Source organism: Roseburia hominis (genome assembly GCA_040702975.1).
Taxonomy (GTDB): domain Bacteria; phylum Bacillota; class Clostridia; order Lachnospirales; family Lachnospiraceae; genus Allocoprococcus; species Allocoprococcus hominis_A.
Genome location: CP159990.1, coordinates 687,631 through 700,339, shown reverse-complemented (window position 1 = coordinate 700,339; position 12,709 = coordinate 687,631). Strand labels below are relative to the sequence as shown.

General features: G+C 45.1%; 10 protein-coding genes. All 10 read right to left on the bottom strand.

Translation table 11 applies throughout. From position 1 onward, the window contains the following. Positions 1 to 259 precede the first annotated feature (259 nt). Positions 260 to 1,213, bottom strand: coding sequence for a hypothetical protein (locus tag ABXS75_03100; protein XCP85803.1), 954 nt, complete (start codon positions 1,211 to 1,213; stop codon positions 260 to 262). Positions 1,214 to 1,225: 12 nt separating this feature from the next. Beyond that, on the bottom strand, positions 1,226 to 2,965 hold the full coding sequence (locus tag ABXS75_03095) for a transglutaminase domain-containing protein (GenBank protein XCP85802.1): 1,740 nt from the start codon (positions 2,963 to 2,965) through the stop codon (positions 1,226 to 1,228). A 92-nt stretch (positions 2,966 to 3,057) separates the two neighbouring features. Next, positions 3,058 to 4,413: an MATE family efflux transporter gene (locus tag ABXS75_03090; GenBank protein XCP85801.1), complete on the bottom strand. Its 1,356-nt coding sequence runs from the start codon at positions 4,411 to 4,413 to the stop codon at positions 3,058 to 3,060. A 202-nt stretch (positions 4,414 to 4,615) separates the two neighbouring features. Further along, complete coding sequence (gene spoIIID / locus ABXS75_03085) at positions 4,616 to 4,873, bottom strand: sporulation transcriptional regulator SpoIIID (protein ID XCP85800.1); 258 nt, start codon at positions 4,871 to 4,873, stop codon at positions 4,616 to 4,618. Between the two features lie 135 nt (positions 4,874 to 5,008). Next, positions 5,009 to 6,619, bottom strand: coding sequence for an AAA family ATPase (locus ABXS75_03080; GenBank protein XCP85799.1), 1,611 nt, complete (start codon positions 6,617 to 6,619; stop codon positions 5,009 to 5,011). A gap of 254 nt (positions 6,620 to 6,873) precedes the next feature. Beyond that, positions 6,874 to 7,716, bottom strand: a complete 843-nt coding sequence (locus tag ABXS75_03075; protein XCP85798.1) for a hypothetical protein — start codon at positions 7,714 to 7,716, stop codon at positions 6,874 to 6,876. 145 nt (positions 7,717 to 7,861) lie between these two features. Continuing rightward, on the bottom strand, positions 7,862 to 8,668 hold the full coding sequence (locus ABXS75_03070) for a hypothetical protein (protein XCP85797.1): 807 nt from the start codon (positions 8,666 to 8,668) through the stop codon (positions 7,862 to 7,864). 3 nt (positions 8,669 to 8,671) lie between these two features. After that, the gene (locus tag ABXS75_03065; GenBank protein ID XCP85796.1) at positions 8,672 to 9,220 is read right to left on the bottom strand and encodes a type II toxin-antitoxin system MqsA family antitoxin; all 549 of its coding nucleotides are present in this window, start codon (positions 9,218 to 9,220) and stop codon (positions 8,672 to 8,674) included. 294 nt (positions 9,221 to 9,514) lie between these two features. Beyond that, a complete protein-coding gene (locus tag ABXS75_03060; protein XCP85795.1) occupies positions 9,515 to 9,859 on the bottom strand; it encodes a hydrogenase maturation nickel metallochaperone HypA in 345 nt (114 codons plus the stop codon). Between the two features lie 2 nt (positions 9,860 to 9,861). Next, complete coding sequence (locus ABXS75_03055; protein ID XCP87077.1) at positions 9,862 to 12,666, bottom strand: FAD-dependent oxidoreductase; 2,805 nt, start codon at positions 12,664 to 12,666, stop codon at positions 9,862 to 9,864. Positions 12,667 to 12,709 lie beyond the last annotated feature (43 nt).

The following is a 12,709-nucleotide window of genomic DNA, read 5'->3' as shown; positions in this document are numbered from 1 at the left end:
GTCTTGTGCTGTGAAATATTTCTTCACGTCAAATCATTTCAATTATAAAATAGCACTCAGATATTTACAATGCCTGAAACCAAATTTTTCTGTTGGGCGTGCGGAATGTAACTTTGCACTGGAATTTAAATTTCAAATCAGTATTTTTCTGTTTGCCCGTTCCACGTCCCATTTCCCTTACGTTTCCCGCAGACAAACTCACTGATCACGCCTCGCAAATATATTTTCCATCACGCCCTCATAAATAAATTGGAGTTCACTATACCTCGCGGATACATTTCAGCATCATCTCGACACTCCCCACATTATACCCACTGCTCGCATAAATACCAATAAGTCCCGGCCGCACCACAAGGAGCAGCGGCAGTTTGTCGGGGTCCACATACATCCTGCGGGCCAACGGTTCCACAATTTCATCAAATGCCCCATATACGACCCGGACAGATAACACGCTCTCCAGAACTCTTCCAAGCGTTTTGTTCTGCAAAGCCTCTTCACCTTTCAGGACAAAATAAATATGAAAATTCTGCGAATCCAGATACTTCTGCTGCTCTAACATTTCATTCAGCACATGCTCTGTCGGCTCCTGCCCTTCGTCCAGAAACGCCAGAATCGTTATTTTCTCCCCTGTTAAACAAGAAGCCATCTCCTGCTTCCCGTCCTCCATCACCTCAAAATCCTCCAGCGGATACTCTACCAGCATCTCTTCCGGGCTCCCCTTTCGAAAATGCATCTGCACCTCTTCTGTCTGACCCTCTTCCAAACAAAAACGATACTCTGCCGCCAACTGATTTCCATTCGGCGAACGATTCGTGGTCAATATGCGGTAAAATCCTGCTTCCGCCTCAAGGCAAAGGCAATTATCCACAAAGCTTTCCTCTGCATAATTTTGCGTTATGAACCTGTTTCCGTCAAATTTTGCAATCGTCCATGTCTGATAATACCCGGCCGTTTGCTCTTCCGTCTTCCGTAATATAATCTGGCACGGCTCCTTACTCTTGCCCGGCTCTTTAATCTGCCCTAGCGCTTTACTCTGCCCCAATTCTTTAACCTGACCCAGCTCTTTACTCTTGCCCGGCTCTTTAATCTGCCCCAGCGCTTTACTCTGCTCCAACACTTCAATTTGGCTCGATTCCTTACTCTGCCCTTGCTTCCCCTCATCTTCCGCCTCGCCGTCCATCACATGCTCCACCGAAACAAAGGCTTCTCCCAAATACGCCTCCGCCTACATATTGACCGGACTTATTCGCGCCGGAATCCCAAAAGTACGGCAAATGGCGACAAACAAGATCCTGCGGCTGACAAGATTTCCAAACCGGAGCGACAGCGTACCGACCGGCGTTGTGAAAATGGTTCCGTAGTCCTCTGCACTGTCATAACCAATCGTCCGTTCAATATATCCCCATATCGCAAACGGATCACTAAGCCATGCCTGCCCACCAAAATATTTCTCAATAAATTCCCTGTAATACGTCATTTCTTCCAGATAAATTCTGGGACAAAGTATATACGAAATATAAATATCCAATTTCCCGGCCTTTTCCCAACGTTCCCTGTATTTCGACGCATGGCCAAGATGTTTTTCCAAAATCGCCGCCTTCGCATCTTTATAATCCTTCACCGTCAGGCTATGCAGCAAATATCTTCTGTCCACATTGCTGTCTTTATCCAAAAAACTGTAAATCTCATCAAAATTGCCCGCCGCAGCATGCAAGATTTCTTTTTCCTCCGGATACCGGGCCGCCTTTTCCTCCACGTAATACCCTTCTATCCTGCCGGAACGTATTTCATTTGCCCTGCAAAGTTTCCTTAAGCTCCTGTCTTTTTGCTCCTTTGACATAAGCGTCCGATGTATCGGGGAATCCTCCGGCGCTTCCAGATCCAACTGAGTCCATTCTCCCTGTCCTTCCGCAAACCAGTCCTCTCTAATCACGACCGCAGCGCTTTCCTGAACACGGGTATTGACCGTCACCTCACGGCCTTTCTTCCCTTTTACTATGCGCAGATGTATGGACCCGAGGCCGATCAGAATCGATGCCTTTCCCTCCTCATTCGTACAGAGCTTTGCAACACTATGATACTCCCCGCTGTTCAAAACTTCCACAAACACATCTGCTTGTCCGACCGCTCTTCCGTCTTCTTCCAGAACCCGGATCTCAAATTGTCTGGCTTTTGCATAGCCCGCAGTCACATTATAGAACCAGATTCGGTCCTCCCGCCCGACACACGGCTCTCCCAAATCGTCCCCATAATCCGAAAAATTCCTGGTATGAATCAGAAGCGCTCTGGAAGATGCATTCACAAACCAGCCCCTATCCAATATTTCCTCCGGCTCGCAAGCCCCCAGAAAATGCCATTTTCCTTCTATATATACTTCCACCCACGCGTGATTATCATCGCAGTGTGCCCACCATGGTGCATAAACCTGTCTGGCCGGAACCCCCACACTGCGAAATGCCGTTACCGCAAATGTTGACTCCTCCCCGCAGCGTCCTTTTCCCGAGCGATATAGCACGAGCGGCGAAATCGTTCTATGGTCCGACGCCTCATAGGAGCCATTTTCCGCACACCAGTAATTAATTTCCAGCACCGCTTCCTGCAAAGTTTTCCCCTTGATGCGGTCAATCAGTTTTTCATAAAAGAACTTCCGGCAGTCTTCGATATTTTCCGAATTAATTCGATAATATAAAATGTGGTGCAAAAAGATTTCCTCCGGCACCTCCCGGCACCACTCCATCGTTCGATACACCATAAGCGAATGCCGCACAAAGCCCAAAAACACCTCAAACTCATATTCACCGGCATCTCGAAGCGGCATGGTTCCGTAGAAAAATTTCATCAAAATCTGCTCTTCCTTGGTACACAGCGGAAGTTTTCCTGCCACGACTTCCCCGATTTTTCCCAGTACCGGAAGCCTCTGCTCATATTTTTTCTGCGCATATTCCTGCAATTTATCCGAAAACATAAGATCCCCCTTACCGCATTTTCCCCTTTCAGGTATCTTTACATCACCACGATATATTTCCCTTTTTCACACAGCTGTCTTTTTCATTACTTCTACACCAACGCCGCATGTTTCCATTTGCCGCCTCGATACCGGATTACAAAGCAAATCGCCCGTACTACCCAGTCGATCACCATCGCTACCCAGATTCCGAAAACGCCCATTCCAAAATACAGTCCCAGCAAATAACTGAACCCGATACGGAAAATCCACATGGAAGCCACCGAAATAATCATACACATTCTCGCGTCTCCCGACGCCCGGAACGCCGACGGAAGGGAAAATGACACCGGCCAGATCACAATACAGCTCAATCCATGGAAAGCTACGATCTGTTCCGTCGTTCTGGCAGTCAGATCGGACAAATGGTAGGCTTTCAAAATGAGTGGCATCATCAGATAAATGATTCCCACGGTCACAACGATCGCCCCGTAAGTCATCGCCAGCATTTTCTTCAAATAATACTGTACCTGCTCATAATCCCCCGCCCCAACGCACTGGGAAACGACCGTCGTGATCGCAAGCCCCATGGACATTCCCGGAAGGATATGAAACAGCGCGACCGCATTTGACACCGCATTCGCTGCGATGGCATATGTACCAAAGGTGGAAACCAGACTCAGCACCAGAATTTTCCCCAGCTGAAACATACTGTTTTCCAAACCATTCGGAACGCCTACCCTGAGAATATTTCGAATCATCTTCTTGTTCGGCTTAAACCTCCAGCTTCTCTCAATATGCAGCGTCCATTTCTCCTGGCAGAGCAGTACAATAATAATGACTGCCGCGACCATACGCGACACCAGGGTGGGAATCGCAACTCCCTCTGTCCCGCGGTGAAGCCCGAAGATCAAAATCGCATTGCCGCTTACATTGATCACGTTCATAATCATGGACACAACCATGGAGATCCGTGAATTCCCCATAGCCCGGAAAATAGCGGCTCCTCCGTTATAGAGCGCGATGAAAGGAATCGACGCCGCCACGATCAACAGATAAATATTTGCATGCCCCCTGACCTCGGCCGTGATCTGTCCGAAAATGTGATCCAGGATCAAATCCTTTCCCAAATACACCAGTACCGTAATCCCCACGGCGCACAAGGTGACGAACCACACCAGCTGCGTTGCCGACTTGCAGGCGTCTTTTTTATTCTCCTGCCCCAGGTACTGCCCGGCCACCACCGCGCCTCCGGTCGCCAGCGCCGCAAAAATATTGATCAGCAGCACCATGATATTATCCACAAGGGATACCCCTGAGACTGCTGCCTCTCCTACATTTGCGATCATAATGGAATCCGCCATTCCCACCAGAACAGCCAAAAGCTGTTCGATGACCAGCGGTCCAATCAGCGCGGCAAGCTGTTTGTTTGTAAATAAATAATGACTTCTGTCTATCTTTTGTTTCATTTTTTCCTCACTCCTGACCGTTTCATTATACGGCTGGATAGATGGTTTTTCAAGGATATAATATTACCCTGACTTTACATGACAGTATAAATAACGTGAGAAGGTTATTTTCCAACCATAACACGCTTTTCTTGATCGCAAAAAGCCCGCCCTATTTTTGCATTCAAAAAATGCGAGACATGTCTCATGCCCCGCACATTTTTTACCTGTGTTCCATATGAAGATATTTCTCCCGTGTAGCCAGTCCACCGCGTATGTGCCTCTCCGATTTATTCAGGTCCAACACCTTGCGCGCTTCCGCCGCAAGAGAAGGGTTAATCTGGATCAGGCGTTCTGTCACGTCTTTATGTACCGTACTTTTACTAATCCCAAATCTCTTTGCCGTCTGCCTTACCGTGGCATTATTTTCTATAATATAATTGGCGATTTCTACGGCTCTTTTTGCAATATAATCTTTCAAAAAATCCCCCTGCAAACATCGTTTTTACAATGTATGCAGGGGAAAAATGCAATATGCGGATTCACGTTCTATTTTCTCCTCGTTTCCCCTCACATATTGACTGGTTGTAATATGATAACTTTTACTACCTTTCATCTATTCCGGCAAATGCCCCGGCATTTTTTCTATTACGCACTCATGTGTTTTGTTTTTCTTGTCATAATTGATTCCTACCAGCAAAATATTTCCCACATATTCTTCCAGCGCACCAGCATAGTTTTTTTCTTTAATCTGAGCGATTGCTCCCTGAGCCGATTTATCCCATTTTAATTCAATAACAAGCGCCGGCTTATTTGCATACTTTCGCGGCAAAAAAGCAATATCTGCAAATCCTTTTCCTGCAGGCAGCTCCCTTATCAAAAAATAATCCCTTTGTGCAGCATAATAAGCAAGCGTAATAACACAACTCAGAGAATTTTCGTCATTATACGCAAGCACCGATACATTCTCTGTATGAACTTTATCCAGTACTTTTGCCACAGTCTCTGTATCTCCCCGAAGCGTTGCTTCCAATAACTTCTCTGATGATTGCAATGCTGCTGAAACTCCTTCCCAGTCACTATATTCCACCGCATTTTTAAATTCATCAGCAACCTCATGGTTGGGTATATACACTTCTTTCTCTGTTGAATCATAGGCAAGATATCCTAAATGCACCAACAGTGTTAACACATCATCCTTACTTCTGATGCTTGACATATCATTCTGAAATGTTCTTGTATTAATCTTGTATCTTTCGCCTCCAAGCATGGCAACAATTGCATTTTTCAAGCCACCTGTATTCATACCTATATAAAATTTCAATGATTCATACGTTTCTGTCTCTGTCCAATAATCACAAAATTCTTCATTTTTGATTGCCTGTACAACAGAATTAGGACTATATATGGATTTTACTTTATTGAAGGAATAGCCATCGTACCACCTCTTGACAGTCTCAAAATCCATGCCGTATTCCTGGCAAAGAGATTTTACCTCATTTTCTGTAAACCCCACATATTCTGCTAACTTTTTGGGCTGAAGCATTGTATATTCCCTAAAATCCGTTAACGCTGATTGAGTTCCATATTTCTTAATTGGCAGAATTCCCGTCATATATGCCGCTTCTATCATCTTATCCGTCAGACTGCTTTTGAAAAGTCCCCGGAGCAGCTGCAAATACTCCTTTTGCAGTTCTGTATCCTCCTTCGCTTCTCTAAACAGAGCGTCCCATTCATCTATAATGATGATAAATTTATGTCCAGTTACTTCCGCAATCTTTGCAAGCAAGACAGGAAGCGAAGATTCCCTTTCAACGGAAGTGTAAACACTGCAAAGTTCCTCAATTACCTGCTCCTGCAAATAACAAACCGTATTTTTCACATTTTTTACTGTAGAAATAAACCATGTGATATCCAGATAGATCACATCATATTTATTCAAAAATTTATCGTATTCCGGATCCTTCGCTATCTCCAGATCACAAAATAATTCTTCAGAATCACAGCTTTTATCATAATATGCACACAACATTTGCGTGGCAAATGATTTCCCGAATCTTCTTGGCCTGCTCACACAAGTTAATTTATCCTTTGTCCCAAGCGTGTTATTGATAAACGAAATTAATCCTGTTTTATCAACATAAAGCCCTTTTCGAACCGACTGAAATCCGGCATTTCCGATATTCAAATACATACCCATACTATCAACACCTTTTTTTCGAAGCATTTTGAACTGTCTTCTTTTTCTTTGCCATTAGTGTATCATAATCCTACAAATGATGCCACATTTATTGCTTCACCCTCCGGGTTGTATTTTACATTCCGGCAAAGACATATTTCTCTATCAGAAACGGGTCGTCACAAAAATCATCCATAGCTTCTGTTATGATTTCTCCATATCCATCTCACATATCATTCTATTTTGTTACTATCGTACTTTTATTAATCCCGAACCGCTTTGCCGTCTGCCTTACCATAGCATTATTCTTCTCTCTTTACCTCTTTACGGTTTGTAACTTTTTTCGATATTCTTTTAGGCAAATCAGGTGAGACATTAATCTGTATCCCAAATAACATTTTCACCAGCCATACTGCGAATAGCAGCACCACTACCGGTATCACACAAGATGTGACCAGCATCACAGCAATCGATTCAATAAAATTATTCAGAAGATTCTCCCCTTTTTCAATCACTCCCGATATCCCGCCCTGGATTTTCTTCAAGGCCTTTTCGAGTATATTTCCTTCTGAGTCCGTATTTTCATTAATTTCCTCCGTCATATTTTCCGCGTCCTCCAGGGTCGTCTCCAGCGAAGATTCATAAGTCTGCTCGATTTTGTCCGTCACCTTCATGCTGACTGGAAGAATGAAAAAAATGATGAGACCACACAACGCTACTTTCAAAGCCAACAGTTTCAAAACGTTTTTGTTTAAGCAAAGCCCCAATGCAAGCAATGCGCATGCCAGTGGAATCAATATAAAAAATGTGGCATATCCCGTTAATGTGACTAGATATTTTTCCACAAAAACAACCATTAAAATGATTAAAAAATACGACGATAAATCTGCCAGTTTGTTCGCTACAGGCGTAGTCGCATCTCCGGGAATTGCGGCGATTGCAGAGGCCGCGGCCGTCGATGTTGCAGTTAGCTTTAGAACGGTTGCTTTCTTTTCATCTAAGGATTCTATCGTTTTCGAATGATTTGCTGGGTCGCTTGCTATTTTCGATACAACGGTCATGGAAAAGATTGCTACCACTATTAGTACCGCAACCATTGCTATTTTCTTTGAAGATATATTTTTCATAATTCCATTTCCATTCATTTTACGAGTTCCTCCTTCATAATGGTACTTCATCACTTTTCCATTTGTTATTGATTTAATAATATACCATAACCTCTGTTCAACACAAGGCCTATATCTTGCGCAGATAGCTGAGAAGTCTGGCAGGGATCTTTATTGCCTGACATTAAAACAAATACTGATACTTTCTCATCTGCAAATACAGAATTTCCTTCACCCTCTCTTTTTCTGCCACGGAGTATCCCTCTGCCGCATTCAATAGCTCCTCGACCTCCTTCTTCCGAAAAGAAAATTTCATCTGACCCCCAAACATCGCCTTTGCAAGATCAAGCTGCTCCTCAAAATCCCCCGATATCGTTTTCGCTGACACTTCCCTCATAAATTCCTCCAGATTTCCTCCTACCGGATAATCCATCGTTGTATCCGATAAAAGTCCCGCTCCATGATCAAAAATTGGACAGTATGCAAATTCCCCTTCCGCATTCATCAATACTGCTATATTATGCATATGCCTATCCTCGTTAAGGAAGAAAGCATCAATGGTAAACAGCTTCGTGAGATACTTTCCAAAATCTTTCAAGTGTGTAATTCTCTCCACCTGATTTACGAGAAAATGTAATCTTTCCTCGTGATTCCCTATGCGAAAAACCGACTGATACAGGCTCACATTGAAAATATTCTTAAATAGTCTCTCCAATGTGATAATCTGCCAATCTCCGTACAAAAAATCTTTACTCTTTACCCCGTTATAAACAATCGATTTGTATTTGATCTGTTCCAGGTCATAAAGCACATATTCTTCTTTCTCAAGTGTCGAATACCCAAGCAGATGTGAAACCATATATTCTGCCAGGCCTTCATAGCCCGTATAGTCAGCTTTATACCAGACCCCTTCATTTTTCCACTTTAACTGATTACCCTTAGAAGATTGTCTGTCGTTTTTTCGAATATCCTGTTCAAAAAGTTCAACCATACCTTACCTCTCTATCCGAATCCAGAAATCGTCCTCCGCCATCCTCCCCTCTGTCTTTTCTATAATCATAAGCGGATCATAAAATGGCAGATCCAAATCCTTCAGCACCAATTTTATCTTATCGCGACTTTTGGGGAAACACCTGGATTCCAGGAATTCCTGATACTGTTCAAAATCAGGGCTTTCATTACTGCCAAATGCCCGAAACAAGACATTGTCCGTATAATTTCTGATTTTAACCTGATGCCTTATCTCATCTACATCAATCAATGTACATACATTCTGTCTATGCATATACCACAGCCTAAGTGGAAATTTTCTTGGCGGAACCAGTATCTCCTCCACATATTCCGACTGACGTTCCAACATTTTAAGCAACAGGACAACAGGACCTGTAATCTTCTTTTCACTAGTCTCCCATCTCTCTACTGTTGGCTTGGAGCAGCCAATCAGATTCGAAAATTCTTTCTGTGTAAGTCCCAACATTTTTCTTATTCTTTTTATGTCCTGTGCAGTCGCAAACCCAGGAATCATAAACCGTTTTTCCTCCATTTGAACCACCTCAATTATATTAAACCATTATTTTAATGGTTTGTAAATAAGAAAAACAATCATTTTAATTGTTTTTTATTTTAATATACTTTCTTTTCAGTGTATCCCGTTTCTTCTTATTCAAACAGACTTTTACCATAATTACACTCTTCTCTGCCAAACCTTCCATTTCGCATACCCTGCCCCCCAAATTCCCTCCAGCCGAGATGAATGTCCACTGGACGATCACTTATGTATACGTAGCAACCAAAAAGAGACAGGCTCTCACCTCACAATGAACCCGTCCCTTTTCTTCTACGTCACTCCGATTTCCTTAATATTAAATTCATTCCCCCGCAAGAGATAGGTATGTTCGCTCTGACAATATGGACAGACTTTCGCGTATTTTACCGTCTCATACTCTCTCTTGCAGTCTTCACAAAAAGTAACCGCTTTGATTGTCTCTATCTGAAGCCTGGCGTGCTCCATGATCGGCTCCTTCTTCACCGCCCAGTTCCAGCAGTCGATCAAATACTCATGTATGACGCCGGATACCTCGCCGATTTCCAGAGTGACCGTCTCCACGCTTTCTACCAGATTCTCTTCTGCAACCTTTTTTACGTCCCGTATGACGTAAAATACGACACCTAATTCATGCATAACTATTTTTCCTTCTTATGTACCGCGATTTTCGCCGCACGTTTTAACTGGTATGGAATAATATATTTAAATTTATCTTCCGCTTTCACCATTTTTGTACACTCCGGACGGTCCCGGTGAAGTGAAATCGCATCAAATGCACATTTTGTCGTGCAGACGCCACAGCCAATACACTTATTTGGGTCCACGATGGTCGCTCCGCAGCCCAGGCAGCGCGCCGTTTCTATTTTCACCTGCTCCTCCGTCAGAGTCAAATGTGCATCGCGGAATGATTTTTCCGGTACAGCCCCGTCAACGCCCTCCATCTGACGTGATGAATTGTCGTAGTTTTTGACAGAAATATTATCCTTATCCAGTTCTATGAACTCCCAGTGGTTCCGGCCGATGGTCATGTGACCGCCCTGAACGAAACGATGCAGCGATTCTGCCGCATAGTGTCCCTGGGCGATGGCATCGATCGCAAACTTCGGTCCGGTAAATACATCGCCGCCTACAAAGATATCCGGCTGCGCAGTCTGGAAAGTAAGGGTATCTGCCACTGGCCCGTTACCACACCCCAATTCTACCTTCGTTCCTTTCAGCAGGTCGCCCCACACGATCTGCTGCCCAATCGCAAAAATAACTCTGTCACATGCAACCGTAATCGTATCAGCCTCATCATAGACCGGATTGAACCTTCCGTCTAAGTCAAATACTGACGTACATTTTTTGAATACGATACTGGAAACTTTTCCGTCTGTGACAAGCACTTCTTTCGGCCCCCAGCCGTTCTTTATTTCCACGCCGTCCTCCAGAGCTTCCCGGACTTCCTCTGCCGATGCCGGCATCTCCTTTTCCGATTCCAGGCACACCTGAAGCACCTGGGAGGCTCCGCTTCTTATGCTGACTCTGGATGCGTCGATCGCCACATTTCCACCGCCGACCACAACTACCTTACCTGTGTATGTCGTATTTCCGGTATTGGCCTCTTTCAAATAATCGATGGCCGTCATGGTGCCTTCTGCCGTATCGTTCGGGATTCCCGGAAGCCGTCCTGCGCTGCAGCCAATTGCGATATAGAATGCTTTATATCCCTGAGTGCGCAATTCGTCTAAGCTGATGTCCTTTCCGACTTCAACGCCCGTCCTGATCTCAACGCCCATCTCGCGCATGACGTCGATTTCCGCCTCGATCACATCTTTCTCCAGCTTGTAGGAAGGAATTCCATATCGAAGCATACCGCCCGGCATCTCGTTCTTCTCGAACACCGTCGGATAATATCCTCTTTCCGCCAGATAGAAGGCTGCGGAAAGGCCTGCCGGACCTCCGCCGATGATCGCGATCTTCTCATCCCAGCGCTCTCTGTGAATACTTGCCGGAATCACTACCGGCGGGATATATCTCGTCTCTGCCTTCAGATCCTGATCTGCGATAAATTTTTTCACTGCGTCAATCGCAACTGCCTGATCGATGCTTCCTCTTGTACATGCATCTTCACAGCGGCGGTTGCAAATGCGTCCGCAGACAGCTGGGAAAGGATTCTGTTTCTTAATCAATGCCAGTGCTTCTCTGTATTCACCCTGAGCGGCTTTTTTCAAATACCCTTGTACTGCAATATGCGCCGGACAGGCCGTCTTACACGGCGCAGTTCCCGTCTCATGACAGTTGATGCGGTTATTGTCCCGGTAATTCGGGTCCCATTTGTCCGGTCCCCACTTCACTGCGTCCGGAAGCTCCTGTCTCGGATACTGGATCTCCCCGCCGTCCTTCGTACATAATTTCTGTCCCAGTTTCAGCGCGCCGGCCGGACAGTATTCTACACAACGTCCACACGCCACACATTTCTCCTTCTCCACATGCGCAACATAGGCAGAACGGGACATGTTCGGCGTATTGAATAACTGCGAAGTCCGAAGCGCATTACAGATATTTACGTTACAGTTACAGATACCGAAGATCTTATTTTCCCCGTCGATATTGGTGATCTGGTGCACAAATCCATTATCCTCCGCACGCTTCAGGATTTCCAGTGCCTCTTCCTTCGTGATGTCGTGCCCTTTCCCGGTCTCACGGCAGTAATCAGCGAAATCGCCCACACCGATACACCAGCCATAATCGTCATCACCGCAGCCATCTCCGAGCACCTTCCGGGACGCGCGGCAGCTACAGCGCCCTACGCCGATCTTTCCCTCATATTTACTGAGCCAGTAAGACAAATGCTCCAGATCGACCGACTCATTTTCCATAGAAATGGCCTTTTCGACCGGAATGACATGCATACCGATTCCGGCGCCTCCCGGCGGAACCATCTGCGTGATTCCCGCAAGTGGTATATACGTCATTCTCTCGAAAAATGACGCCACATCCGGGTGGTCGCGAAGCCTCGGATTGCTGCCGTCCGGGAGTTCTTCCATGTTAAATAGCTCTGCAGAACCGGGAACGAACATCGGCAGGATGTATCTTCTCTCTGTCTGCTCTTTCGTGCGGCCGTTGTGGTCATAATGATAACCGTAGTCATACTCCAGAAGACCGATATAGCTCATCTCATCCAGGAGTTTCTGGAACTTTGCTTCCCCCGCCTTATCAATCCGGTTCATTTTACACATCTCACGGAATGTGTATGGGGTCCTCAGTTTCATAGAAAGTGCGACATCCGCCATTTCCTCCGTGATGATCTCCGCCAGTCCCCAATACTCCGGATCTTCTACCGTCACGCCTTTCAGCTTGTGGGCCGCGACATCTGTAATCTTCTTCCCAAGCTTTATGATCTTAGGGCTTGGGGTTTTATCCCCCTTATGTCTTGCCGGCCACTCATTATACTTATTCATGTCCATACGCTTTTCTCCTTTATCTTTTATTTAACTGTTTTAT

What these genes read in the sequence shown, in the direction of transcription:
- ABXS75_03095 (XCP85802.1), bottom strand. Translation starts at nt 2,965, where the DNA reads ATGTTTTCGGATAAATTGCAGGAATATGCGCAGAAAAAATATGAGCAG.
- ABXS75_03090 (XCP85801.1), bottom strand. Translation starts at nt 4,413, where the DNA reads ATGAAACAAAAGATAGACAGAAGTCATTATTTATTTACAAACAAACAG.
- ABXS75_03080 (XCP85799.1), bottom strand. Translation starts at nt 6,619, where the DNA reads ATGCTTCGAAAAAAAGGTGTTGATAGTATGGGTATGTATTTGAATATC.
- ABXS75_03075 (XCP85798.1), bottom strand. Translation starts at nt 7,716, where the DNA reads ATGAATGGAAATGGAATTATGAAAAATATATCTTCAAAGAAAATAGCA.
- ABXS75_03070 (XCP85797.1), bottom strand. Translation starts at nt 8,668, where the DNA reads ATGGTTGAACTTTTTGAACAGGATATTCGAAAAAACGACAGACAATCT.
- ABXS75_03065 (XCP85796.1), bottom strand. Translation starts at nt 9,220, where the DNA reads ATGGAGGAAAAACGGTTTATGATTCCTGGGTTTGCGACTGCACAGGAC.
- ABXS75_03060 (XCP85795.1), bottom strand. Translation starts at nt 9,859, where the DNA reads ATGCATGAATTAGGTGTCGTATTTTACGTCATACGGGACGTAAAAAAG.
- ABXS75_03055 (XCP87077.1), bottom strand. Translation starts at nt 12,666, where the DNA reads ATGAATAAGTATAATGAGTGGCCGGCAAGACATAAGGGGGATAAAACC.